Raw genomic sequence first — 26,543 nt, 5'->3', positions numbered from 1 at the left:
CTTTCCCCTGTTTTTTTTGATATTTCACGAAAGTCCTGAACGAAAGGAGTATACAAAAACCATTTCTTAAATAGCAAAACTGTATTAAAATTCAGAAAAAATAAACTATCTTTGCCACCGATTGGTTCCGGAAGGTTGTTTCGACCCGACGGATTAAAAGGGAATCGGGTGAAAGTCCCGAACAGTCCCGCTGCTGTGAAGCTCATCAAACACGTTGACAATTACTCATTGCCACTGGATAAAACCGGGAAGGTGTCAAAGCGTGTGAGTCAGTCAGAAGACCTGCCATCGTTTTTATTAATTAACCGAACTCGTGGGATAGGACGGTTGAACGTTTTACATAATGCTTAATAAACTTTACTATGCGGTAATGTTTACCCTACTGGTGTGGGGTATAAACATTTGTGTACCGGTACATGCACAAAACAAGTTGGACAGCCTTCAACATCTGAACGAGGTTGTTGTGACGGCGCGTGCCGTACAGAAAGAGATTTTTCCGGTACAGGAATTATCGGGCAAGCAGCTCCATCAGCTCAGCTCGCACAACGTGGCCGATGCCTTGCGCTATTTTTCCGGCATACAGATCAAGGACTACGGAGGAGTAGGGGGACTGAAAACGGTGAATATCCGGAGTATGGGAACCAACCATGTAGGTGTATTCTACGACGGCATCGAGCTGGGAAACGCACAAAACGGTACGGTCGATTTGGGAAGATTCTCGCTCGACAACATGGAGTCTGTCACGCTGTACAACGGACAGAAGAGTGCCATTTTCCAGCCGGCAAAGGATTTCGGCTCGTCGGGCTCCATCTATTTGCAGACACGGACGCCTCAGTTCGAGGAAGGAAAGAAGTATAACGTAAGGGCTTCGTTCAAGACGGGCTCGTTTGGTGTGGTAAATCCATCCATACTGTGGGAACAAAAGCTCGGACAACGAATCAGCAGTTCGTTCAGTGCCGAGTATCTTCACTCGTCGGGAAAATACAAGTTTACTTACCGCATGCAGGAGGGATATGATACGACGGCGGTGCGGCAGAACGGCGACCTGAATGCCTTGCGTGTGGAAGGAGGGCTGTTCGGACAGCTCAAGCAGGGATACTGGAAGGCGAAGGCTTACCTGTACAACTCGGAACGTGGATATCCGGGGGCAATCGTCCGCAACAAGTTCTCGCACGAGGATCGCCAGTGGGATACGAATTTCTTTACTCAGGGTACATTCAAGAAGGACTTTACACAGTGGTACAGCCTGCTTGCCAATGCGAAATATGCATACGACTACCTGCATTACCTGGCCGATCCTAACAAAGACGAGTCGCTGATGTATGTCAACAACCATTATTACCAGCAGGAAGTATACACATCGGTAGCCAACCGATTTAATCTGTTTTCGTGGTGGGAGGCAAGCTTTTCGGCAGATTATCAGTTTAACCTGCTGAATGCCGACTTGCGCGACTTTGTTTATCCGCGCCGGCATACGCTGCTGGCATCCATCGCTACGGCCATGCGCTTCAAGCAGGTGGAACTTCAGGCAAGTCTGCTCGAAACGTTTGTACACGATACGAGCTCGGGCACGCCTGCTCCCGACAAGCAGAAGCTTACTCCTTCGTTTTTCGTGTCGTGGAGGCCTTTTCCGCAAAGTGGCCTTAACCTGAGAGGTTTCTATAAACGGATCTTCCGGATGCCTACGCTGAACGACCTGTATTATACGTTTGTAGGGAATATCAACCTGGAACCTGAGTTCACTACGCAGTACGACTTAGGATTTACGTACAACCGTACCTTCAATAGTACGTGGCTGCGCTCGCTGGAAGTACAAACGGATGTGTACTACAACGAGGTGGAGAATAAAATCGTGGCCACTCCTACGTCGAATTTCTTCCGCTGGACGATGGTCAATCTGGGAAATGTGGAAATCAGAGGGGTAGATGTTGCGCTTCAGACCGGCTGGAAGATCGGACGTGACCTGACGGTAAGCAACCGAATCAATTATACGTACCAGCGGGCACAAGACTTTACCGACCCCAAAAGTGAGTTTTACGGAGGACAGATTCCGTACATCCCCTGGCACAGCGGTTCGGCCGTGGTGAACCTGCAATGGCGCTCGTGGGAGGCAAATTACAGCTTTATCTATACCGGAGAGCGTTATTCTTCGCAGGCCAATATCCCTTATAATTACCAGTTGCCGTGGTATACCAGCGACTTTTCGGTTTCCAAAGGACTGAAAGTGTGGAAGGGGGACCTGAAGCTGACGCTGGAAGTAAACAATTTATTGAACCAGCAGTACGAGGTGGTAGCCTGCTATCCGATGCCCGGCACCAACTTCAAGCTGATTGCTCAATATAACTTTTAATCATTCGGACCATGAACAGATATTATTTTTACCTGACAGCCTGCCTGATTTTGTGCTTCCTGAGCGGATGCCGTCAGGAACTTCCGATGATTCGTTCGGAAGTGGAATATGTCACCCTGCCTTCGGACCCGCAGTCTGTCGAGGGATTCTTTCTCGTCAATGAGGGGAATATGGGAAGCAACAAGTGTACGATCGATCATTTTGACGCACGTACAGGAAGCTATTTCCGCAACATTTATCCGGAACGGAACCCCAATGTAGTGAAGGAGCTTGGAGATGTGGGCAACGACATCGGCATTTACGGCAACCGGTTGTATGTGGTAGTAAACTGTTCCAACTTTGTGGAGGTGATGAATGTGCACACGGCAGAGCATATCGGCAGCGTGAGTATTCCCAACTGCCGCTACATTGTTTTCAACAGCGACAAGGCGTATGTCAGTTCGTACGCCGGTCCGGTACAGATTGACCCGAACGCGCGTCCGGGAAAGGTAGTGGAAATCAACCTTGAAACGCTCCAGATCACGCGGGAGGTGGTAGTAGGTTATCAACCGGAGGAAATGGTTATCAACAACGGACGACTGTATGTGGCCAATTCCGGCGGGTATCGTTTTCCCAATTACGACCGTACCGTTTCGGTAGTCGACCTCCAGTCGTTTCAGGTAGTCAATACGATTGATGTGGCCATCAACCTGCACCGTATGGAAATGGATAAGCAGGGACGCATTTATGTCAGTTCGCGCGGAGACTATTACGGTATCGGCTCCGACATTTATGTCGTCGACTCCCACACGGAAAAAGTAACCGGCAGACTGGGTATTGCCGCCAGTGAAATGTGCATGGACGAGAATCTGCTGTATACCATCAGTACCGAATGGAACTACAATACGGGAAAGAATCAGGTTTCGTACGCCGTTTACGATACGGAGAAGCAGGAAATTATTTCACACAACTTCATAACCGACGGAACGGAAAAGGAAATCACATTACCTTACGGAATTGCCGTTAATCCGGAAACCAAGGAAATATATGTATGCGACGCCACAAACTATGTCACTCCGGGGTATTTATACTGTTTTTCACCGGCAGGCAAGCTCCAGTGGAAAGTTCGTACCGGCGATATTCCCGCGCATATTGCCTTTTCGACAGAAAGATTTTATTAACCAATACTTAAACCGTTTCAAAAAATGAAAAAGTTCACATTACATCAGGTTCAGCTGACGGGCGCCTTGCTTGTCGCACTGACTGCCGGTGGCTTCACATCGTGCAGCAGTGACAAAAACGAACCGGAAATGCCTGTTACCACAGGCGAAAAAACGCCTTACGTGACGCGTGTCCTCGACTACCGTCCGGCTGTAGGGCAGTTTACCAATCAGCTCCCCGAATATAAGGAAGGAGATACGCAGGAAGATATGAACCGTAAGGCACTGGAAGCTATCGGAAATAATAAAATGGGAATGGTTTCGCTGGGAGGTTTCGGCGGATACATTGTGGTGGGCTTCGACCATACTATCGAAAACAAGGCCGGACTGTGTGACTTCCGTGTACTGGGTAATGCGTTTTATGCCAACGGAGCATCGGAATACGGAAGCTGTGAGCCCGGTGTCATTCAGGTATGCTACGACGAAAACCGCAACGGGCTGCCTGACGACGGATGGTACGAAATAGCCGGAAGCTCTTATCCCGACGGAAAGGAATCGTGGCTTGACCTGTCGGCTCAGGCTGGCAACGATACGAAAACCGTACTGAACTATGAAATAACCTATTACCGTCCCTCAAAGGAACCGGGAGCGCCTACCGAACAGTATATCCGCTGGGAAGACAATCAGGGAGGAAGCGGCTACAAGGCGATGAATGCTACTCACTTGCAATCTTATTTTCCACAATGGGTGAAAGAGGATAAAATAACATTTACGGGGACACGCCTTCCTCAGAACGGAATAGACCAGAGTGGAAAGGGTACGTATTTCGCTCTTTACCGCTTTGCCTACGGCTATGCAGACAATGAACTGAACGATAAGGATGCATCGGCTGTCGATATTGACTGGGCTGTCGACTCCCAAGGTAAGGCAGCCAATCTGCCCGGAATAGATTTCGTCCGTATCCATACAGGAGTAAATCAGGAAAACGGATGGCTGGGCGAATGCTCTACAGAAGTCATGGGAGTGGTCGACTTGCATCTGACCAATGTTACCATAGAAAGCAAAAACATCAAAAACAAATAATCAACCTACTAAAAACTTTTAAGAAATGAAAAAGACCGAATTTATGAAGGCACACTTCCTCTGGGGGCTACTTCTGCTCACTATCAGTCTGTTTGCAGGCAGCTGTAGCAATGATAATAAAGAAACCGTTGCACCGGCTCCGGAATTTGAACTGGTAACTGAAATAGATGCAACGAATCCTGTTTTTATCTCGCCCGACAAAAATTTCAAAATCGAATATAATGCGAAAAACATCAAGTCGGTTGCAACGAACATGCTGCCGGAAGGATGGACTGCCGAAATAGACGAAAGCGGATCATGTATCAACGTAAAAGCAGCGGCCAGCGCTACTTCGAAGGTAAAGCTGACGATTACTGCCACAGGAGAAGATACGCAGAAGGTTTCGAAAGAAGTAACTCTTTGCTGTCTGAACTTCTTCGACGACGTGAACGGTACTTTCGTATTGAATGAAGGAAACATGACAACCGAAAACGGTTCGCTTACGTATATCACTGCCGACGGCTATGTATTTGACGATGCTTACAAGACTGTCAATGGTTCGGAACTGGGAAATGTGGCGCAGGATATGGCTTTCTGCGGCGATAAAATTTACATCATCTCTCAAAATGGAGATGAAAACGCGGTAGGAACCAAATTCGAAAACGACGGTATGCTTATCGTTGTCAATGCAAAGACACTTCAAAAGGAAATGGCTTTCACCAAAAGCGAACTTTCCACACTCGACTGGCCGACACATGTTGCCGCGATCGATGATGAACATGTCTACATTCGCGATAATAAAGGTATTTACCGCCTTAACACAAAGACTAAGGAACTTACTTTCATAAACGGTACAGACAAGGCTCCCAAAAGCCAGTTTGTGACGATGAATGGAAAGGTGTATACGTATAAAAGCGGACTCATCGGAGGTATTATCGAAATATCTCCCGATAGTGATACGGCAAAAACTACGGAATTTCCTTATAGAGCCGAGGTAAGCATTAATGAGGTTTTCGGCATCCAGCCTGCCGATGACGGGGATATCTGGGTTATGACTTTCGGATTTGGCAAGTCGGCTATAGGAAAGTTCAATCTTGAAAGCAAAAAGATTATCCAGCGTCAGGTCAGTGTCAAACCTTCCGTTGGAAGTGCCGGGGTAGCGTTCGTTGCCAATGGTTCGGATATTTATTATACTAACGGCACAACAATCTACCGCCTTAAGTTCAATGCCGACGAATCGCTTAAAGCAGAATCGGGACTGGAAGCTGAAGAAAACCTGACTGACATCTCTACGCTGGACGATAACGCCGGACTGCTTTATAACGGACTGGGAGTGCATCCGGTTACCAAAAACGTATATATCAATACAATTAAGTCGTTCGCCTTGTATACACAAAACACCATCTGGTCTTTCGACTTCAACAACAGTGCAGAAACACCTGTGGCCAAATACGAGAACTATACAAACTTCCCGGCTGGATTTTTCTTTGCTCCCCAAAAATAAAAAATAACTTTTAAACATAGAACAATGAAACATTTGAATCACTTGATAATTCCGGCGTTATGCGGACTCCTGTTTTTTTCCGGATGTTCCAGCAAATCGGACGACCCGGGTACACAACCTCCTTCAACAAATCCTAATCCTCCCGCAGAACTGGGAGGATATGCCAATCCCGACGGAGTATTTATCTTGAACCAGGGAGCACGTACCGAAAACAGTTCACTGACATACATTAATCCCGACGGAAATGTGGAAGAAAAGGTTTATCAGACTGTCAACGGTTCGGCTTTCGGACATCAGGCTCAGGATATGTATATGTACAACGGAAAGCTTTACATTATCAGCAACAATAATGACGACTATAACGGATCGGTAGGCGACGGAACTTTGGTTATCGCCGATGCTGTAACATTGAAACGGGAAAAAGCATTCCAGTTCAGTGATTTGACATACCATAAACCTGAAGGTTCGCTGGACGAAAACGAATATCTTCCGCTGATCACTCCTTTAAGAAACATTGTCGTTGTCGATGAAAAGAATATATTCTTCTCCGACCAGAAAACCCTTCTCCGTTTCGACAGTACTACCGGTGAGCTGAATATCGTAGAAGATTCTTATCATTTCGGTAATCAAGGAAATACAATTGAAACACTTGCCTCTACCCGTGGCATGGTAGTTATAGGCGATTGTGTTTATTCTGGAGGGGGAGGCTTCTGGGCAAGCACACGATTGCTGGAGTTCAAAAAAGGAGAAAACAAGGCAACCCGCATTTTGGAAAACCTGAAAGGAGAGTTTATCAGCGGTATATGCCGTACCGGAGAACGGGAACTTCTTCTGGCTACATGTGGACGTGCTGGAACTACAAAAAGTTACTTTATATTTATAAATCTCGATACATGGGAAATTGTCAAGGAAAAACAGATTGCTGCCGATATCTCGGCTGAGTTTTCAAACAACTCCGGCATTTCAATGGCTGGCGATTATGTCTACTTCAGCGCAGGAAAGACAAGCATCAGCCGCGTTTCACTGAAGACATGGAAAGTAGAAGAAAACGTGATAGATGTAACAAAGGATGCGCCTAATGCAAAGTATCTTAACTGTAATGTGGTGGCCGACCCTAAAAAACAATATATTTATGTAGCTGTTTCGGATGAATATTACGAAACAACTATTTCGAACGGCAACTTGCTGGTATACGATTGCAGTGGAGAAACTCCCAAACTTGTTAATAACATAGTGAACAAGACCAGTTATCCTATCGGAATTTATCCGATGTCGGAATTTTATAAATAAAAAAGAAAACAAGTCGTAACCGGACTTGCTTGCCTAAAAATCGCTACTGATTACCAGAATAGAACAGAAGTTATCTCTGTTTTCTGACTCAATCAGTGGCGATTTTTTTGTTTTCACCGAATGTTTAGAACCAGTCCTTGAAGGCCGGTACACGGGCTTTGCTGATAATGACCTTTTCTCCGGTAGGAGGGGTAAGTTGCAAAACCATACGTCCGCCAAACCATAAACTTACTCCTGTGACTGCCTTATGGGCAATAATATACTGACGATTGGCCCTAAAAAACAGACGAGGATTAAGCAACTCAGCCAGTTCATCAAGAGTTTGCTGGAAATCGAATATCTCAGCAGACTGTGTTACGGCCTTGACTGCCCCTTCATCAATATAAAAATAGGAAATCTGATCGACACACACAGGGACAAAACGATCGCCTTTCACAGGTATCAGAAAATGTGTCTTGTAGCTTTCTTCCCGTTTTAAAGCGTGCATGACAGCCTGAAAATCAATATTTGGCTGAACAGCACTTCCAAACATTTTTAATTTATCGACAGCTTTTTGTAAATCGGAACTACTGATAGGTTTCAGCAAGTAGGCAATGCTATTTACTCGAAATGCTTGCAAAGCATACTCATCGTAAGCAGTTGTAAAGATGATGGGGCAGGTTATATCAATCTGTTCGAAAATGCCAAAAGCAGAACCATCGGCCAGATGAATATCCATGAAGACCAATTCAGGCATGGAATGAGAAGCGAACCATTCCAATGTTCCGGTTACACTGTCTGTTTCACCGACAATTTCAAATTCAGCCTCTACTTCTTTCATGGCTGCTTTCAGGTTACGGAGAGCAGCCTTTTCATCTTCTATAATTAAGGTTTTCATATCAGCGGCAAGGTTACTTTAAAGTTTTTATTGTTTTCCTCAATCGTGATATCCCGACCGAGGAGTAGTTGATAACGCTTGGACAGATTTGCCAACCCGATGCAAGTACTGCTGCTGTCCGACAGCTTAGGTTGAATACGATTACTGACACAAAGTGAATTTCCTTCTGTACAGATATATACCGTAAGCGGATTACGGTTGCTGATTTCGTTGTGCTTCACCGCATTCTCCACCAGCATTTGCACTGCCATCGGAGGTACTTGCCGTTGCAATAACTCTTGCGGAATATGAATATCAAACTTCAAATTGTCTTCGTAGCGCATCTGCAACAGATAAATATACGAACGTACAAAACTCATTTCTTCATTCAAGGCTACGGTAGGCGACAGATTGTCGTGCAGCGTATAACGCATCACCCGTGATAATTCCTGAAGATAGTTCTGCGCCTTATCGGGCGACTCCCGTATAAGTGAATATAAGGTATTAAGAGAATTAAAAAGCATGTGCGGATTAAGCTGGCTTTTCAAGGTTTCGTACTGATTGACGAGATTTTCCGTACGTAATTGTTCATTCTCAAGTAACATTCGACGACTACGCTGATTCTGGTAGTCTAAATAACAAGTACCGGTCACGATACAGGCTATCAGAATATCTCTTAAAGGATGAAGATAGTGATGTAACATGGCAGTAATAGCAGGAACATCGAAATGTTGGTGGATATAAACGAATCCTTTTCCCAACAAATTACATACAACCAATGTAATGATAAACGTTACAACAATTCTTTTCCAACTTAACTCGGCAGCCGGATGACTGGGTATCATCAGCTTGATGTTCAGAAAAAAGAGTAACAGAATAGAAATATAAGTAAACAATATTTCGGAACTGACATTAACCCAATAAATATCCGGAAACAGACGGCCGTCTGCCACAGGATCGGAAAGTGCAATCAGTTCGGGCAGATGCATAAGGAACGCCACCAAAATAGAGATGGCGTTCAGCATCAGAAAAAATCTCTTATGGATGTGAAACAACTTCATGCAACAAAGTTAGTGTTTTTTATCCGTAATCTTGGCAGCTACATACATGCCCGGCCGAAAATTCGGATAGGCTTGCAGAATACGTGCATAGACTTTAATGGAACGATTTGCATTGTCTACCATTTGATCGACAGAAATCAGTTCGGCTGTAAACGTTGTATCAGGCATACCGTTGACTTTAAATGTAAAATGTGTATTAGGCTGTAGCTTATCCAGGTCTTTTTCATAAGCAGTCAACTGCAACATAGGCTTGCTTTTATCAATCACATCACAAACCGGATCGCCCGCTGCAAAATATTTCCCGGCATTAACATCCATATTGGTTACATAACCGTTGCGTGGAGCCCGTATATCCAGATAAGTACGAATACCATTCCGGTTCAAAGCCGTAGTATCAGTTCCAAGCAGAGTAAGTTGTGCCGCAGCAGCCTCCATCCGGCTTTTCATGGAAAGATAGTCGGCTTTACTTTGCTGCATGCGCTTCAACGAGGCCGATTCCCCGGAAACCAGTTTCCGCTGACGGTCATATTCTTTTTTCAGATATTCAGTCTGGGCAGCAGCATCAAGATAAGACTGCTGAAGTTCGATAAAAGCCGGATTGGCTAACGTAAGAATAATTTCTCCTTTACGAACATATTCACCCGGCAAGACACGTATATCTCGTACAGAGCCTCCCATGCCTAATGTTACTGTAACATGGTTTTGTGGAGGCATCACGATGACGCCGTTGAACGATGGCGGATTGGACACGTTAGTAGCTCCACTCACTCCGTCCACTTCGGGCATTTGTGTACTGTCTTCATTGGCTTGTACTGCCTCCGATGTACCGGCCGACTCAGTCTGCTCGCCCGAGCGGCTTGAACATGATACTGTCAGTAAGACAAACATCAAGTAAATCATTCGTTGTTTCATCAGGTTCATTTTATTCATTTTTCTTTGAGTTTTTGAGATTGTTAGTAAGGGATAGTTCACTCGGTATAGAGTTCCAGTTCGAGTACGGTAATGTTATAAGCATAAACCGTTTCGATATATCCTCGTTTAATTTCACGGACAGCATTCAGGCTCTGGATAAATTCACTGATATCTGTTTCATTTTCCTGGAATTTCTTCAGTGCACTATTCTGCAAAGCTTCTGCTTCCTTGATAGCAGCCTGCTGGTAATAAGTCAGCCGTTCACGCTGGCGGACAAGTTGACTCTGCAACTCACTTACCTTATTGGATAACTGACGGCGGTTATCCTCTGCTTCCCATGTGGCTATCCGCAAGTTGATACGTGCCTGTTTGGCACGGCTTCGCTGGGGAAAGAACAGTACAGGGAAAGAAACTCCCACCATCCATGAGTTCAATCCGGTAAGTGGCGCAATCTTTTGCCGTACATACCCCACAGACAACTCCGGAAAGAAACGGCTACGTTCTATTTTCAACAGATTTTTTTTCTCCTGTACCTGAGCATCAAAATAGTTCAAGTGACGGGAAGACAACGACAAGCCGTCTGTCTGTATCGGCATGACTGCCAGCGACGTATCGGCAGGCAACAGAGGCTGATTGCTGTAGCAAGACCAAGTAAACCGGCGTCCAGCCAGTGTCAGCTCCTCGGAAGACTCCAACCAGCGTGTATATAAATCGGCAGCCAATGCTGTAATCATATTCCGTTCAGCCAGATCAATATCCCCCTGAAGATAACGTTGTTCACCACTTTTCTTCAACTGTTCTGCTAATTCCCTCTGTCCGCGATACATGGCATTGATATGAAAAGCATATTGATAATAAGCCCATGCTCGTTTCACCTCTGCCGTTACTTCTTTCTTCACCATATCACGATAACTTTCTCCTTTACTTATTTGAGTATTAGCCAAGGCATTTTTATAAAAAGGAGTAAGTAAAGACCCAAGTGACTGTTCTACAGACAATTCATTATCATTCCGGTCGGCACCATTCAACTGTCCCCAAGAATAACTGAAAGAAGTATTTCCTCCATCCCACGCTTCTCCTTTCGAAGCTCGTGCCCGCTCAATCTCGGATTCTGCCATTTTCAGACGCGGATGATTGGTCATAGCTGTTTCGACAGCTTGCTTCAGAGTCACACTTTGCTGCGCTTGAATAGCTGCAGGAGTGAAAGCAGCAAGTAAAACAATCAGCAAAGATGCTTTACGGACCGAAAAGCGATTTTTTCTTCGCATCTGTCTGACAGCTATACTGTTCACCAGACGATAGAAAACAGGAATGATAATCAATGTCAGTATAGTAGATACAATCAGTCCACCTATCACTACGGTAGCCAGCGGACGTTGTACCTCAGCACCGGCCGAAGTAGCAATAGCCATCGGAACAAAGCCCAGTGAAGCAACCAGTCCGGTCAGGAAAACAGGACGAAGCAAATGCGGACAACCCTCGGAAATAATACGATCGGTACACAAATGATACTGACTTCTTTTGCGTATGTCGTTAAAATGATTGATCATCAAAATACCGTTCAGCACGGCCACACCGAAGAGCGCGATGAAACCCACGCCAGCCGAAATACTAAACGGCAAGCCACGCAGCCACAAAGCGACGATACCACCGATAAGAGAAAGAGGCACGGTAGAGAATACAACCAGTGAATAAATTACACTCCGGAATGCAAAGAACAGCAACAACAGAATCAGCATCAAAGCAATGGGGATAACTACCGTCAGTGTACTGATAGCATTCTGCAAGTTCTCGAACTGTCCACCGTATTCAAAGTAATACCCCGGCTTAAGTTTTACGTTCTTGTCGAGTGATTCACTGATTTGACTTACTACTTGCTGGATGTCAGCATCGCGTACGTTCACACCAATAACGACACGACGCTTGGTAGCGTCACGGTTAATCTGAAGCGGACCGTTTACCAGTTCGATGCTGGCTACTTCACTCACTGGAAGCTGAATATTGTCTTTTGTACGGACAAACAGCTTGTCAATATTCAAATCACTGACCTTTTCCTTATCCAGACGCACTACAAGATCAAAACGTCGTTCATTCTCGAAGACTACTCCTGCCGTTTCGCCTGCATAGGCAGTACGGATCACAGTATTCAGTTCTTCTATGTCGATGCCGTAACGGGCAATCTTGGCACGGTCGAAGCGGACAAGAAGCTGCGGCAATCCCATAGCCTGTTCCACCAAAACATCGGCTGCTCCCGGCACTTGTTCTACATAACGAGCTGCCTCACGAGCCTTATTATATAATTCAGTCATATCTTCTCCGTAAAGTTTGATTGCAATATCAGCCTTGGCACCAGTCATCAATTCATTGAAACGAAGCTGGATAGGCTGACTAAAATTAAATTCCGCGCCTTTGATGGAATCCAGACATGCTTTCATTTTCTCCACCATCTCTGCACGGCTCGAAGCAGATGTCCATTCATTGAAAGGTTTCATCACAATCATCACATCGGCATCTTCTACTGCCATCGGATCGGTCGGTACTTCCGCCGTACCAATCTTGGCTACAACATGCTTGATTTCCGGAAAGCGCTCTTTCAGTTTCTTTTCCGCTTCGAGTGAAACCTCGATACTTTTGCTCAGCGAACTGCCTGCCGGAAGAGTCATCTGCATAGCAAAGTCACCTTCGTCCAAGGTCGGAATAAACTCGGCTCCCAGCTTCGTAAACAGCAACAGCGAAAGCAACAAGGCTACGAAAGACACAGAAATAGTTCCCCATACATGAGCCAGACTGAAACGAAGCACCCGCTGATAAACTTTATTCAAGGAGTTGAAGAAGCGGTCGGCCAGTGTAGGTTTCACTGTTACGGTACGTTTCAGGAAAAGAGAAGCCATCATTGGTACATAAGTAATAGATAGAAGAAGTGCTCCAATGATACAGAACACCAGTGTCTTGGCCATCGGCGTAAAGTATTTTCCTTCAATGCCGGTCAGCGTCAGGATAGGGAAGAATACAATCAAAATGATAAGTACGGCAAATGTAGCACTTCTCACTACATGTCCGGCACCTTTTTCCACTTCACGATCCATTTCCTCACGATTCAAGGTACGTCCTCTCAATCCCCGTCCGTACAGGTGAGCCAGAATACCTTCCAGAATAACGATGGAGCCATCCACCACAATACCGAAGTCGATGGCACCCAGACTCATCAGATTGGCCGACACATTAAAGATACGCATCAAGATAAAAGCAAAAAGCATAGCCAGCGGAATGACTGAAGCCACAATCAGACCGGCACGTACGTTACCCAGGAAAACAATCAGTACCAGAAATACAATAATAGCTCCTTCCACCAGGTTACGTACAACCGTCGAGATATTTCTATTCACCAGTTCCGAACGATTCAGATAAGGCTCTACTGATATTCCTTCGGGCAACATCTGCTGCACTTTGGCAACCCGCTTTTCCAGCTCTTTAGTCACCACATTGGCATTGGCACCTTTCAACATCATGGCGATGCCGCCCACACATTCTCCCTCGCCGTCCTTGGTCATAGCTCCAAAACGCTTGGGAGCACCAAACTGTACACGTCCGATATCTCCAATGTGCACCGGTATACCACCACGGTTAGTTACGACAATCTGTTCCACATCGTGCAGATCGTTAATCATACCTTCCGAACGGATGTAATAGGCACGATTCACCTTTTCTATATAACTGCCGCCTGTATTCTGATTATTACGGCTCAAGGCTTCGAACACTTCACCGATAGTAATATTCAGCGAATACAGTGCATCGGGATCGACAGCCACTTCGTATTGCTTCAGATAACCGCCAAAACTGTTGATTTCGACAATACCGGGAATACCCGAAAGCTGTCTTTTTACAATCCAGTCCTGTATCGTACGCAGTTCCATGGCATCGTAACGATCTTCATATCCCGGAGCTACTTTCAGTACATACTGGTAAATTTCACCCAAACCGGTAGTAATAGGCATCAGTTCAGGAGTACCCAGCTCCGGCGGAATTTCACCTGAAACCATCTGTATCTGTTCGTTCACCAACTGACGGGCATCCAAGGTAGGAACATTCTCTTTAAAAACAACAGTCACAAGCGACAGGCCAAAGCGTGATACTGAGCGTATTTCTTCGACATTCATTACGTTGCTCATGGCTATTTCAATAGGAAAAGTAATAAGCTGTTCCACTTCTTGCGGAGCCAGCGTGGGCGACACGGTAACAATCTGCACCTGGTTGTTGGTAATGTCGGGTACGGCATCAATAGGCAGTGTCAGCATGGAATATATGCCGCCAGCCAGAAGCAACAGGGTGGTCAGGACCACAAATAGCTTCTTTCGGATTGAAAAATGTACGATTTTTGCAAACATAAGTGGTAAATACTAAATTTATAATTATTACAAAGTTAATATCTATACAGCATTATTACCACCTTTTGCCGATGAAACGCCCAAAATGACAGTTGAAATACACGATAGGCGAGGTGACTTTATTTTAGCAACAATACAGATTTACCGAAAAAGGCAACAACAGCAAGGAAAAATGTTTTTTGAACCTGATTTTCTCAGACAGAAATGCTTATTAACAAAAAAACTTTTATCCTGTTGAAAAAGTTACTTGTTATGTGTAAACAGCCAATCCAACGCTATACTTATTATGCCATGCAGAAGGTATGTGCTATCGGAAGAACAGAAGAATATATAAATAAAAAAGCTCTAATTCATAAAAGAATCAGAGCTTTCTAAATGTTGCTTTCTAAAAGAGCGGTGCGTACGGGACTCGAACCCGTGACCCCATGCGTGACAGGCATGTATTCTAACCAACTGAACTAACGCACCATTAAGTTTTTGTTTTGTTGCTTTCTCTCTCGATTGCGGTTGCAAAGGTACGACTTTTTTTGAAACCTCCAAATATTCTGCCTAACTTTTTCTCTTTTTTCTTCATTTTTCTACAAAAACTCCCTTAAAAAGCCTTTTATCCCCCTCTAAAATGTCCCTTTCTTTTCTTTTTCCGCCCTGATATCTCCATTAAAGCCTACTGACGTCTTAAATAAATTTTGTACAAAAACTTTTTGAATTTGTACAAATCTCAAAATAATTTGTACAAAAACACGAGAAAACAACTGCACCTTCTTTAAAAAGACGAAGGCTGCTGCCCGAAGACAACAGCCTCTCTGTTCAGAAATTCAAATACGACTAACTTTTATTTGTTGATACGCTTATATCCATATACAGCCAGATCACCCAACTCTTCCTCTATACGCAACAATTGGTTGTACTTAGCCATACGGTCCGAACGGCTCAAGGAACCGGTCTTGATCTGCCCACTATTTGTAGCAACAGCAATATCGGCAATGGTTGCATCCTCCGTTTCTCCCGAACGGTGAGAGGTTACCGTAGTATATCCGTGTCGGTGAGCCATTTCAATGGCATCAAGTGTTTCGCTCAATGAACCAATCTGATTTACCTTGATAAGGATAGAGTTGGCGCATCCCAGTTCGATACCTTTCGAAAGGAAATCTACGTTTGTAACGAACAGGTCATCACCTACCAGTTGACAGCGTCCTCCGATACGTTCGGTCAGTTTTTTCCAGCCTTCCCAGTCGTTTTCGCTCATACCGTCTTCGATGGAGTCGATAGGGTACTTGCTGATAAGTTCTTCCAGATAAGCTACCTGTTCATCGGATGTACGCTTCTTTCCTTTTTCGCCCTCGAAGATTGTATAGTCGTATACACCATCCTTATAAAATTCGGACGAAGCACAGTCCATACCGATCATCACATCTTTGCCCGGTTCATAGCCAGCCAGCTTGATAGCTGCCAGAATAGCTTCCAGCGCATCCTCAGTTCCATTCAGCGCAGGGGCAAATCCTCCTTCATCCCCCACGGCAGTGCTCAGCCCTCTGTCGTGCAATACTTTCTTCAGGGCATGGAAAACTTCTGCTCCCATACGGAGTCCTTCACGGAAAGAAGGTGCTCCTACCGGACGAATCATAAACTCCTGAAAAGCAATAGGAGCATCGCTGTGCGAACCTCCATTGATGATATTCATCATCGGAACAGGCATTACAAATGTATTTACTCCTCCAATATAACGATACAAGGGCACATTCAGGTAATTGGCAGCAGCTTTTGCTACTGCAAGCGAAACGCCCAGTATGGCATTTGCTCCCAGATTCGATTTTGTTTTTGTTCCGTCCAGCTCAATCATTTTCTTGTCGATGGCACGCTGTTCCAGAACAGACCAGCCTTCCAGCGCCGGAGCAATAATCTTATTCACGTTTTCAACAGCTTTCAACACACCTTTTCCACCGTAACGATGGGGGTCTTTATCGCGAAGTTCCAACGCTTCATGCTCACCAGTAGAAGCTCCCGAAGGTACGGAAGCACGTCCTATTACACCTGATTCCAGCTTTACTTCAACCTCTACGGTAGGATTTCCACGTGAATCGAGTATTTCACGTCCTATGATTGCTTTAATTTTCATATTCTTTTTCCGTTTAAAGATTAATGATTTCTCTGATTACAAAAATCAGTATTTCTGAAGAGCAATACAATACCTTAAAATAGGTATTTCTATATAGATAAAAAAAGCGCAGAACTTACAACGAAGAAGTCCTGCGCCACATATAATATACCTAAATATTAATAATTGTTCTTCTTTACTTCAAAATAGGCTTGCGGATGCAAACATGCAGGACAAATTTCAGGAGCTTCAGTACCTACATATAAGTAGCCACAGTTACGGCACTGCCATACTACTTCTGTATCTTTCTTAAATACCTTACCTTCTTCTACATTCTTTGCAAGAGCAAGATATCTTTCTTCGTGTCCTTTTTCGGCAACAGCAATCTCACGATACATTTTGGCAATAGCAGGGAAACCTTCCTCGTCGGCGATGTCTGCAAACTTCGGATAATCCAGCGACCATTCTTCGTTTTCGCCTGCTGCCGCAGCTTTCAGATTTTCCAATGTTGTACCGATAACTCCAGAAGGATAGCTTGCTGTAATTTCTACCATGCCGCCTTCCAGCCACTTGAACATACGCTTAGCGTGCTCTTTTTCCTGATCGGCTGTTTCTGCAAAAATAGCAGCAATCTGTTCATAGCCCTCTTTCTTGGCTGTACTTGCAAAATATGTATAGCGCATTCTTGCCTGTGATTCACCAGCAAATGAAATGCCTAAATTCTTCTCAGTTCTTGTTCCTTTGATACTTTTTCCCATAATTGTTAGTTATTTAATTGGTTAAACATGTATATTCCTGATTTGATATTGCAAAGATAACACTTTTATTCAAATTTGTAATCATTACAATTTTTAAATTAAGCATTATTAATAAAAATCATCTGCTAATATAAATAATAACCTTATTATCAGGGAAAATGTTCAAATAAATATATACTTTTGCACTTCTTTTTATAATTTATAACAAAACGAATATATGGTAAAATTAGATTTTCAACCAAAGTTGTTTTCTACGTTGAAAAACTATACGAAAACAGACTTTACTACCGACCTGATGGCAGGTATTATCGTAGGTATAGTAGCATTGCCTCTTGCCATTGCGTTCGGTATTGCTTCAGGAGTAAGTCCTGAGAAGGGTATCATTACAGCGATTGTAGCAGGATTCATTATTTCTCTTCTTGGGGGAAGCAAGGTACAGATAGGGGGACCGACCGGAGCTTTCATCGTAATCATTTACGGCATCATCCAGCAATACGGTATCGAAGGACTGATGGTTGCCACCATGATGGCTGGCGTACTCCTTATATTATTAGGTATATTCAAGTTAGGTACAATCATCAAGTTTATACCTTATCCTATCATTGTCGGATTCACCAGTGGTATCGCTGTTACCATCTTCACAACTCAGATAGCAGATATCTTCGGACTTCAGTTTGGAGGTGAAAAGGTTCCGGGTGATTTTATCGGAAAATGGATATTATATTTTCATCATTTCGATACCGTAAACTGGTGGAATGTGGTAGTAAGTGTGATAAGTATTTTCATTATTGCCATCACTCCCAAGTTTTCAAAAAAAATTCCCGGCTCACTCATTGCCATCATATTGGTCACTGTAGGAGTATATCTGCTGAAAATGTATGGAGGAATCACCTGTATCGATACAATCGGCGACCGCTTCAGTATCAAGGCACAACTTCCTGAAGCAGCTGTACCGGCATTGGACTGGGAAGCTATCAAGAACCTCTTCCCTGTAGCTATTACTATCGCCGTACTGGGAGCGATAGAATCTTTGCTTTCGGCTACGGTGGCCGATGGTGTAATAGGCGACCGTCATGACTCGAATACTGAACTTATCGCACAAGGTATAGCCAATTTCGTTTCGCCTATCTTCGGAGGTATTCCAGCTACAGGAGCTATTGCCCGAACCATGACCAACATCAACAACGGAGGTAAATCGCCGGTTGCAGGTATCGTTCATGCGGTGGTATTGTTACTGATTCTACTATTCCTGATGCCGCTTGCCCAATATATTCCGATGGCCTGTCTGGCTGGTGTTCTCGTTATCGTATCGTATAATATGAGCGGCTGGCGTGTTTTCAAGGGATTGTTGAAAAACCCAAAATCGGATGTTACAGTCTTGTTGATAACCTTCTTCCTTACCGTTATCTTCGACCTGACGGTAGCTATCGAAGTCGGCTTGATTATTGCCTGCGTACTGTTTATGAAACGTGTAATGGAAACCACACAGATTTCTGTTATCACCGATGAAATAGACCCGAACAAAGAATCAGATCTGGAGGTACACGAAGAACATCTTATCATCCCCAGCGGCGTAGAAGTATACGAAATAAACGGTCCGTATTTCTTTGGTATCGCTACCAAGTTTGAAGAAATCATGGCACGCCTGGGCGATCGTCCGAAAATCCGTATCATCCGTATGCGTAAAGTTCCGTTCATCGACTCTACAGGTATCCATAACCTGACAACACTGTGTGAAATGTCGCAAAAGGAAAATATACACATTATTCTTTCGGGAGTAAATGAACACGTACACGCCGTACTTGAAAAATCCGGATTCTATGAATTATTGGGTAAAGAAAATATCTGTAGCAACATTAACGAAGCACTGGAAGTCGCTACAAGAGAAATAACAGAACTCACTAAGGCTAAAAAGTAAAGCGTATAATGTTAAAACCTTTTAGCAGACAAGCGGAACTTATTAAAACATGTTATAAAGCATAGATTTTTATAAGTTTCGCTTGTTTGTTTGCAGGAAGTCCGTATCTTTGCACTGTGTTTTTCATAGTATTAGATTTAAGGTTAACAAAGGTTGGAGTACAGCGGTACTCCTTTTTTTATGTCCATACGTGAAGGAACCGTTCATTATACCAAAAAAGCTACCCCAAATATTTCTTGAGATAGCTTTCTTCGAATACAATCATATTTTCTTTTCAATAAGATGCCGTAGCATTCAATCCTGCTTTTTTCAGTAATGCTACAATACGGTCCAGCTCTTCGTGTGTAGCTTTTTGCAGGAAATGGTCGGGAGTTTCACGATCTATTGTATAAATCATGACTTGACGGGGAGCAATCTGCTTTACAGTTTCGAGCCATGGCAGTACAAAACGGTCGGAAGTATTGTCTATATCCAAACCTTCGTCGGTCCTACCTTTCATAAACATGGTCTGAATAATCAAATTACCCTTAAAGGCTTTCATTCCTTCGATTATCTTGTTTACATCGTAAGTTCCCGTAGGACGATCTACCCGTTGAATATACTCCGCATCCACCGTATCGAGCTTTAATATGTTATTATCGATCTTATTCAATGCTTCGAAAACCTTTTCCTTGTGAATAAACGTAGAATTACTCAACACACTGACTTTTGCATTCGGGAAATACTTATCACGCAATGCCAAAGTATCTTCTATAATTTCCGGGAAATGAGGGTGAGCAGTAGGTTCTCCATTACCTGCGAACGTCAGAACATCAGGAACAGGACCATTGGCTTGCATATCAATCAAACGCTTTTCCAAGGCTTCACGTACTTCTTCACGAGTCGGAAGTTTCTGTTTCGGCCGATGATCTTTATTATATCCGCATTCACAATAAATACAATCGAATGTGCAAAACTTACCATCGGCAGGAAGTAAGTTTATTCCCAGCGAAACGCCTAAACGCCGGCTATGCACGGGACCAAATATAGGAGAAGGATAAATAACTGTTGACATAAGTCGTATTAGTTTTAGTTTACGGACAAAAGTACACATTATATTCTTATTACCACTTTACTTTCAGTTGTAATTGTATATCCGACTTACGGTTTCCTTGTATTTCCTCTGTTCCCGAACTGATCCGGTCACGGTCTTTATAGTAAGTCAATCCCCATTTTCCCTGAATTATTAACCGGTTCTTATAATTATACTTTAAATTGACTGCCCAACGGCTGCCCCTTCCATAAAAAGAAAACATAGAAAAGGCATACAGCAAGCCCGGTTCATACATATAAACACGTGAATCATAACTTTGTGTTCGAAACCAAGCTCCACTACATAAAATCTGTACTGGTACAAAAGATAGGCTTGTACCCAGCGTCCCGTTAATAAAACCTCCGTTCGAAGATAATCCGGATTTATAAGCTGTATGCACGTACTCAGTTGCAGTTTTCAACCAGAATTTTTCACAGGGTTTATACGATAGTTGATAATGCAGACGCTGGCGAATATAAGGCAATACATACTTTTTCTCATCGGCTGAAGTATAGTTCTTCGCTTTATTCTTATAGCTATACTTTATCAACATAGTCAGTGAATTAATAGGTGAATAACTCAACTGACACAAACCATCAAAACCGGATGTATGATCTTTATCAACCTGATATCTTCGATAAAAGAAATGGAAGAAGTCACCATAACATGCAATCTTCAATTTACTGAAAAAGCTGGATTCCAGTCCTATATAAATACCCGTCTCATTCTGTAGTTTAGAATTTTCTCCAAAAGCATCTGCATAAATAGCCTGATAACGTTTATCATAGTATCGGTTAATAAGTAAGAAACTTGTATGAACAGCCGGTGAATAACTTAGCATATTCAGTGTAGCAACTCTACCAGATTTATCGAAGGCCGTTTCCCCTGATAAAATAAACTTATGGAAAAAGAACTTATAACTTCCTCCTACATTGAAAAAATATTTTCCACGAGGATAATATAAATTGTAGGGACGAAAATCAGGATTCAACACTTTGTTGAAAACAGTATAAACACCTGTTAAACCAAATTCAAATTGTTTTCCATTATATATTAAATTACTACCAACCAAATGATTATTTATAGTATTCTTCTTTTCAATATCTTTTTTCAACCGATGATATCCATCCGTTTTCAACGACTTTATAAACATATCTTCTATACGTGCATCCCGCTTACAAAATGAATAAAAAGCAGACAATGTCCAACGTTTCTTTAGATTATATGTAGCAGCTATCCCCTGTAAATAATTGCTTTCATCTGTCGAAGTATATTTGGTTATTCCTCTTCCCATACGGTTCATACTTCCTAATGAGCCCGACTTTCCCAAATTAAATCCTCCCGTATTGATAACCAGTCCATATCCGAAACTTACCCGATAATTACCTATTGCAAATGCTTTCAACTTCTTTATATTTTGTAGAAAGAAATAAGCAGAATAAAAATCGTACCCTTTTTTATTGTATCTGCAGAAAAAGGGCTCTCCGGCATCTTTCTCGGCTGTAAATCCCATATACAACTGATTTCGAAACTGAAACCGATAACGTAGATTATGGTAGAGCGGATCTCCATAATACTTGCGGTTGGGATATTTTTCCAAAAGCTTTTCATTATAATCTGCATACCCCGATTTCATATACAAAGGAATATCCACACGTGTTAACAACTCCTGTTTATTATATTTCAAGACATCTTTCCACCAGAACTTATCTTTCTCTTTTTCAGCCTCTCCAATATAAATAAAATCTTCCAGAAATTTCCTGGTCTGCCAGTCCATACCTTCTATTCCCAACAACTCCTTCTTACTTACCATCGGACCATATTTATATATATAATACAAGATATTTTCTATCATCTGATCCGACAGAAAGGGTAACTGCTCCAGTTGTTCTTTGGTAACCGTATTGATATTAAAAGGATGCTCTGCCAGTTCACTGAGAAACTCATATTGCTCTTGCCAGTTGCTTATATCCTCAGTTTCGGAAATATCCTCCTTCCACTCAACCCAATTCGATTGAGCTTGTAAGTCAGTAACTATATAACTAACTAATACACAAACAATAAACGTTCTTATTAACATTCTATTCACAGCTTTTCAACGCCTTGTATAAGTTAAAAATTCGTATTATCAGACACAGCTTCATTATTATGCGTATTTTTGCGAGCATGAAAAATAGTGTATACATATTACTATTTCTGCTGATAGCTTTTGCACTGAAAGCCAACGCACAAAAACATTCTCCATCGGACACTAAGGGATATATGGTTCCTGTTTGTGTATATGAAGGAGATACTATACCTTGTATAACGCTAAAAAATATATATGTATACCCTCGATTGAGGTTTAAAAACAAAAAACAAGAAAGATATTACTATAAACTGGTAAGAGATGTAAAAAAGACACTTCCACTGGCGAAGGAAATAAACAGGGCAGTTATCGAAACATATGAATATCTACAGACTCTTCCTAATGAGAAAGCACGCACACGCCATATAAAGATGGTAGAAAAAGGTCTGAAGGAACAATATACGCCTCGAATGAAAAAACTTACTTTCTCACAAGGGAAATTACTGATTAAGCTAGTAAACAGGGAATGTAACCAGTCGTCTTACCAACTGGTAAAAGCATTCATGGGTCCGTTTAAGGCAGGATTTTATCAGACATTCGCAGCTCTGTTTGGAGCAAGCTTGAAAAAAGAATATCATCCTGATGATGAAGATAAGATGATAGAAAGAGTTGTTACCCTTGTAGAAAACGGACAGTTATAACAATAGTGATAATCAATAAATTAACAAGTTATCAATAAGGTTATCAACAAAGAATAATACCTTATTCCTCCGGTATCAGGAACAAGGTATTACTTATACTTATTTCATCATTTTATTGGCAAATTCCCACAGAACAATACCTGCAGTTACCGAAACATTCAACGAATGTTTGGTACCATATTGAGGGATTTCAATGCAACCGTCACACATATTCACAACTTCCTGCTGTACTCCTTTTACTTCGTTTCCCATCACAATAGCATATTTTTTATCTGCTTCCAAAACTAATTTATCAAGCATTGTACTGCCTTCGCACTGTTCAATAGCCAGTACAATATATCCATTTTCATGAAGTTCATCTACAGCATCTTGTGTACGCTTGCAATATTTCCAGTCGACAGTATACTCAGCTCCCAGAGCAGTCTTATGCATTTCTGGATGAGGAGGTGTAGCTGTAATGCCACATAAATAAATACAATTAACTAGAAAAGCATCCGAAGTACGAAAAACCGCCCCTATATTATGCAGACTACGTACTTCATCCAACACTACAACCAGTGGAAGTTTTCTTGCTTCCTTAAATTCTTCCACCGACAGACGGTGCATTTCGGTTATTTTCAGTTTTCTTAATTCAGACATAATTCAATCTTTATTCCGTTCACAAAGATAGGAAACTATATTTATAACCTTGTTGAAAACGGTGGAAAAGGTGTAAAAAACCAAATCAAAGAAAATGAAAAATAAATCTTGCATTATCCGATAAAAACGTTATGGCTTCCAGAAAACCAACAATCCAAGAAACTTAACAGAAAGTTTCATCAGTAGTTTAAACATATTTTTTAGCTAAAAATCGGAAGTGAATAAAGGGAAAGTTTTTAACTTTGCGACATATCAACAATTAGTTAATAGAAGCAGTAAAACATATAATATCAATACATAAGCTTGTTAATGGCTAACTAATATCTCCACTTCGGATATTTATAACCTAAAAAACAAGAAATCCGGTATTCTTTTTACCAACACTATTAACGGCCTATTATAACTATCATATATTCTTTCAAAAAAGAAGAAAAAATATAATCTAATAATGAATAAAGAAGAATGGTTGAAAAGGGGTTATGTAACTGAACCCGTAGATAAGGCTCTCGATTTGAAAGCTGAAATAGACAAGTTGCGCAAGGAAAAAAACGCAGTTATCCTCGGGCATTACTACCAGGCTGACGAAATACAGGAAATTGCAGATTTTATCGGTGACAGTCTTGCACTGGCACAATGGGCAGCAAAGACCGATGCTGATATCATTGTAATGTGTGGAGTACACTTCATGGGAGAAACGGCAAAAATATTGTGTCCTGACAAAAAGGTACTGATTCCTGACTTGAATGCCGGGTGCTCACTTGCCGATAGTTGCCCTGCTGATGAATTTTCTCAGTTTGTCAAAGAGCATCCAGACCATACGGTCATTTCGTATGTCAACACCAGTGCGGCAGTAAAAGCGGTAACTGATGTCGTAGTGACTTCTACAAATGCCAAGCAGATAGTAGAAAGTTTCCCAAAGGAACAAAAAATTATTTTTGGTCCGGATAAAAATTTGGGTAATTATATTAACTCTATTACTAACCGGAGTATGTTACTTTGGGATGGAGCTTGTCATGTACACGAAAAATTTTCCGTCGAAAAGATTATAGAGTTAAAGAAACAATATCCGGATGCGGATGTATTGGTACATCCAGAATGTAAAGGTGCAGTTGCAAAGCTGGCTGATAAAGTAGGATCGACGGCTGGATTGTTAAAATATGCTATGGCAAGCGACAGGAAAAACTTTATAGTGGCTACAGAGAGTGGTATCCTTTATGAAATGAGAAAGAAATGTCCGGATAAGAATTTTATTCCGGCTCCTCCGGAAGATAGTACATGTGCTTGCAATGAATGTAACTTCATGCGCTTGAATACTCTCGAGAAATTGTATAATACCTTGAAGTACGAGTGGCCTGAAGTAAAAGTTGATAATGAAATCGCTGAAAAGGCAGTTCGACCTATCAAGAAAATGCTGGAAATTTCAGCAAAGCTCGGATTATAGGCTAAAGTGTTAAAAAAGGAGTGATATAAATATGCTTTTTCTTAAAACGTGTTATAAAGCATATTTTTATCACTCTTTTTTTTGCTTGTTTGCAGGAAGTCCGTATCTTTGCACTGTGTTTTTCATAGTATTAGATTTAAGGTTAACAAAGGTTGGAGTACAGCGGTACTCCTTTTTTTATGTCTGTACGTTTCTACTAAGCGTTTTATTCTTTATAGAAGTAATATTGTTGAGAGTTTGAGGACTACTTTTTATTCAAGAACAAAGTAGTTAAATAAAAAAATATAGTTTTCAGCCCTTCATAGTGACTTTTTGCTGTTGCATATTTATCTAGTTAATATGTAAACTTACTGAGCCAGCCAAAACTCTCAGAAATAAGCTTATTCCTTCAGAGAGCATTGTCAACTTTACAACATTTCCTGATAAGAGAAATTTTTTATAAAGTAAATGATTAGTCATGCAAAAGTATTATGAACTATAAAATGGCGATTATCTATGTACTAATGACGGATGTGAAGGGTAAAAAAGGTATTTTTTCTTTAAAATGTATCTGAAATGCTAAAACAGTTCTTCGCAATCTTGTGGAGGTTTCTGTTTTTATTCCTTTGCTCGAGTTTCCTGATTGTTTTCAACTGGGGAGTTCTTTTCTCTTTTTTATTAAGAAAGAAAGTCCGGGTTTCGTTAGGGTATCTGTTCTGTATATGGAGTATGTCCGGAGCTTGTGCCTGTTTTTCCGCTCTATCGTGTATCTATATTTTTCTTTCCTGCATAATTTTTCATTATATCTTTTATTTTCGTACCGTACTATTATGTATATTTTGAAAAATTTTCTTCCGGATGTTGTCCGGTTTCTGCTGTTTTTGTTTCATGCTTTTGTACAAAGTCCGTAAGACTTTTGGGTATGTTTTTCTTGGATATTGCTGCCGTTTTCCCCGAACATTGCTGTCGTTTTTCTCGGCTTCTGCCGTTTTTGTTTTATGCTTTTGTACAAAAACTTTTAGGAATTTGTACAAAACAGAATATTTTTTGTACAAAAAGCGGAGAGAATTTCAGCATGTTTTTTCAGTTTTTTCCGGATATATTTTATCCGGACCTCGAACTTTTTTGCTTTTTCCCTTGAGTATTGCCAATAGAAAGAGCTGTTTCTGGAGATCTGATTGTCCTCAAATGGCAGGATTTATCCTTGTGCGGCCGTATGTTCTTCATGCCTTTTGGGGATAGGCTTGATAGATTTTTTGGTTTCTTCCTGCTTCTTTTCCTGCATTTTTCTGTTGTCTGCCGGCAAAAAAAGC

17 protein-coding genes, 1 tRNA gene and 1 riboswitch are annotated in these 26,543 nt (G+C 42.0%); of the genes, 8 read left to right on the top strand and 10 right to left on the bottom strand.

Annotated features, from left to right (window positions below; genetic code table 11):
* The first annotated feature begins 104 nt into the window (after positions 1-104).
* Positions 105-304, top strand: a riboswitch (cobalamin riboswitch).
* Between the two features lie 66 nt (positions 305-370).
* Genes WKT12_RS11850 through WKT12_RS11830 form a run of 5 tightly spaced genes read left to right on the top strand, consistent with a single transcriptional unit; the run spans position 371 to position 7,345 of the window.
* The gene (locus tag WKT12_RS11850; RefSeq protein ID WP_445323144.1) at positions 371-2,350 is read left to right on the top strand and encodes a TonB-dependent receptor; all 1,980 of its coding nucleotides are present in this window, start codon (positions 371-373) and stop codon (positions 2,348-2,350) included.
* Between the two features lie 11 nt (positions 2,351-2,361).
* Positions 2,362-3,510 carry a YncE family protein gene (locus WKT12_RS11845; RefSeq protein ID WP_340319811.1) on the top strand — a complete coding sequence of 383 codons (1,149 nt, stop codon included), beginning with the start codon at positions 2,362-2,364 and terminating at the stop codon, positions 3,508-3,510.
* 24 nt (positions 3,511-3,534) lie between these two features.
* Positions 3,535-4,572: a PKD domain-containing protein gene (locus WKT12_RS11840; RefSeq protein ID WP_340319810.1), complete on the top strand. Its 1,038-nt coding sequence runs from the start codon at positions 3,535-3,537 to the stop codon at positions 4,570-4,572.
* Between the two features lie 25 nt (positions 4,573-4,597).
* Entirely contained in the window at positions 4,598-6,055 is a 1,458-nt protein-coding gene (locus WKT12_RS11835) for a DUF5074 domain-containing protein (protein ID WP_340319808.1), read from the top strand.
* A 24-nt stretch (positions 6,056-6,079) separates the two neighbouring features.
* Complete coding sequence (locus tag WKT12_RS11830; protein ID WP_021970163.1) at positions 6,080-7,345, top strand: DUF5074 domain-containing protein; 1,266 nt, start codon at positions 6,080-6,082, stop codon at positions 7,343-7,345.
* Between the two features lie 124 nt (positions 7,346-7,469).
* Here the strand turns inward: WKT12_RS11830 and WKT12_RS11825 are convergent, their stop codons facing one another.
* The 7 genes from WKT12_RS11825 to rbr all read right to left on the bottom strand — a co-directional run bounded on the left by WKT12_RS11825 (position 7,470) and on the right by rbr (position 17,412).
* Positions 7,470-8,222, bottom strand: a complete 753-nt coding sequence (locus WKT12_RS11825; protein WP_021970162.1) for a LytR/AlgR family response regulator transcription factor — start codon at positions 8,220-8,222, stop codon at positions 7,470-7,472.
* Complete coding sequence (locus WKT12_RS11820; RefSeq protein ID WP_340319807.1) at positions 8,219-9,262, bottom strand: sensor histidine kinase; 1,044 nt, start codon at positions 9,260-9,262, stop codon at positions 8,219-8,221. Before WKT12_RS11820 ends, WKT12_RS11825 begins: the two co-directional genes overlap by 4 nt.
* A gap of 9 nt (positions 9,263-9,271) precedes the next feature.
* A complete protein-coding gene (locus tag WKT12_RS11815; RefSeq protein ID WP_340319806.1) occupies positions 9,272-10,192 on the bottom strand; it encodes an efflux RND transporter periplasmic adaptor subunit in 921 nt (306 codons plus the stop codon).
* Positions 10,193-10,230: 38 nt separating this feature from the next.
* A complete protein-coding gene (locus tag WKT12_RS11810) occupies positions 10,231-14,559 on the bottom strand; it encodes a CusA/CzcA family heavy metal efflux RND transporter (RefSeq protein WP_340319805.1) in 4,329 nt (1,442 codons plus the stop codon).
* A 394-nt stretch (positions 14,560-14,953) separates the two neighbouring features.
* Positions 14,954-15,027 (bottom strand) — tRNA-Asp (locus WKT12_RS11805).
* A 364-nt stretch (positions 15,028-15,391) separates the two neighbouring features.
* Complete coding sequence (gene eno, locus WKT12_RS11800) at positions 15,392-16,675, bottom strand: phosphopyruvate hydratase (RefSeq protein WP_340319804.1); 1,284 nt, start codon at positions 16,673-16,675, stop codon at positions 15,392-15,394.
* A 158-nt stretch (positions 16,676-16,833) separates the two neighbouring features.
* On the bottom strand, positions 16,834-17,412 hold the full coding sequence (gene rbr / locus WKT12_RS11795; protein ID WP_021970155.1) for a rubrerythrin: 579 nt from the start codon (positions 17,410-17,412) through the stop codon (positions 16,834-16,836).
* Positions 17,413-17,629: 217 nt separating this feature from the next.
* Here rbr and WKT12_RS11790 point away from each other — a divergent pair, with 217 nt between their 5' ends.
* The gene (locus WKT12_RS11790; protein WP_340319803.1) at positions 17,630-19,330 is read left to right on the top strand and encodes a SulP family inorganic anion transporter; all 1,701 of its coding nucleotides are present in this window, start codon (positions 17,630-17,632) and stop codon (positions 19,328-19,330) included.
* 274 nt (positions 19,331-19,604) lie between these two features.
* On the opposite strand, the gene WKT12_RS11785 is transcribed toward WKT12_RS11790, so the two are convergent.
* On the bottom strand, positions 19,605-20,384 hold the full coding sequence (locus tag WKT12_RS11785) for a radical SAM protein (RefSeq protein ID WP_021970354.1): 780 nt from the start codon (positions 20,382-20,384) through the stop codon (positions 19,605-19,607).
* A gap of 49 nt (positions 20,385-20,433) precedes the next feature.
* On the bottom strand, positions 20,434-22,482 hold the full coding sequence (locus WKT12_RS11780) for a helix-hairpin-helix domain-containing protein (protein WP_340319802.1): 2,049 nt from the start codon (positions 22,480-22,482) through the stop codon (positions 20,434-20,436).
* An 86-nt stretch (positions 22,483-22,568) separates the two neighbouring features.
* Between WKT12_RS11780 and WKT12_RS11775 the strand changes: the two genes are divergently transcribed.
* The gene (locus WKT12_RS11775; protein WP_340319801.1) at positions 22,569-23,171 is read left to right on the top strand and encodes a DUF4294 domain-containing protein; all 603 of its coding nucleotides are present in this window, start codon (positions 22,569-22,571) and stop codon (positions 23,169-23,171) included.
* Positions 23,172-23,270: 99 nt separating this feature from the next.
* On the opposite strand, the gene WKT12_RS11770 is transcribed toward WKT12_RS11775, so the two are convergent.
* Positions 23,271-23,810, bottom strand: a complete 540-nt coding sequence (locus WKT12_RS11770) for an RNA methyltransferase (RefSeq protein ID WP_340319800.1) — start codon at positions 23,808-23,810, stop codon at positions 23,271-23,273.
* A gap of 448 nt (positions 23,811-24,258) precedes the next feature.
* Here WKT12_RS11770 and nadA point away from each other — a divergent pair, with 448 nt between their 5' ends.
* Positions 24,259-25,251, top strand: coding sequence for a quinolinate synthase NadA (gene nadA, locus WKT12_RS11765; protein WP_340319799.1), 993 nt, complete (start codon positions 24,259-24,261; stop codon positions 25,249-25,251).
* Positions 25,252-26,543 lie beyond the last annotated feature (1,292 nt).

Origin of the sequence: Phocaeicola sp. HCN-6420 (genome assembly GCF_037890145.1) — a bacterium.
Lineage (GTDB): Bacteria > Bacteroidota > Bacteroidia > Bacteroidales > Bacteroidaceae > Phocaeicola.
Note: the sequence above shows the minus strand (reverse complement) of the source record. Positions and strands in the feature narration are given on the sequence as shown.

Bases quoted from the DNA above. Each gene is read 5' to 3' on its own strand.
- WKT12_RS11850 (WP_445323144.1), top strand. From the start codon at position 371: ATGTTTACCCTACTGGTGTGGGGTATAAACATTTGTGTACCGGTACAT.
- WKT12_RS11845 (WP_340319811.1), top strand. From the start codon at position 2,362: ATGAACAGATATTATTTTTACCTGACAGCCTGCCTGATTTTGTGCTTC.
- WKT12_RS11840 (WP_340319810.1), top strand. From the start codon at position 3,535: ATGAAAAAGTTCACATTACATCAGGTTCAGCTGACGGGCGCCTTGCTT.
- WKT12_RS11835 (WP_340319808.1), top strand. From the start codon at position 4,598: ATGAAAAAGACCGAATTTATGAAGGCACACTTCCTCTGGGGGCTACTT.
- WKT12_RS11830 (WP_021970163.1), top strand. From the start codon at position 6,080: ATGAAACATTTGAATCACTTGATAATTCCGGCGTTATGCGGACTCCTG.
- WKT12_RS11825 (WP_021970162.1), bottom strand. From the start codon at position 8,222: ATGAAAACCTTAATTATAGAAGATGAAAAGGCTGCTCTCCGTAACCTG.
- WKT12_RS11820 (WP_340319807.1), bottom strand. From the start codon at position 9,262: ATGAAGTTGTTTCACATCCATAAGAGATTTTTTCTGATGCTGAACGCC.
- WKT12_RS11815 (WP_340319806.1), bottom strand. From the start codon at position 10,192: ATGAATAAAATGAACCTGATGAAACAACGAATGATTTACTTGATGTTT.
- WKT12_RS11810 (WP_340319805.1), bottom strand. From the start codon at position 14,559: ATGTTTGCAAAAATCGTACATTTTTCAATCCGAAAGAAGCTATTTGTG.
- eno (WP_340319804.1), bottom strand. From the start codon at position 16,675: ATGAAAATTAAAGCAATCATAGGACGTGAAATACTCGATTCACGTGGA.
- rbr (WP_021970155.1), bottom strand. From the start codon at position 17,412: ATGGGAAAAAGTATCAAAGGAACAAGAACTGAGAAGAATTTAGGCATT.
- WKT12_RS11790 (WP_340319803.1), top strand. From the start codon at position 17,630: ATGGTAAAATTAGATTTTCAACCAAAGTTGTTTTCTACGTTGAAAAAC.
- WKT12_RS11785 (WP_021970354.1), bottom strand. From the start codon at position 20,384: ATGTCAACAGTTATTTATCCTTCTCCTATATTTGGTCCCGTGCATAGC.
- WKT12_RS11780 (WP_340319802.1), bottom strand. From the start codon at position 22,482: ATGTTAATAAGAACGTTTATTGTTTGTGTATTAGTTAGTTATATAGTT.
- WKT12_RS11775 (WP_340319801.1), top strand. From the start codon at position 22,569: ATGAAAAATAGTGTATACATATTACTATTTCTGCTGATAGCTTTTGCA.
- WKT12_RS11770 (WP_340319800.1), bottom strand. From the start codon at position 23,810: ATGTCTGAATTAAGAAAACTGAAAATAACCGAAATGCACCGTCTGTCG.
- nadA (WP_340319799.1), top strand. From the start codon at position 24,259: ATGAATAAAGAAGAATGGTTGAAAAGGGGTTATGTAACTGAACCCGTA.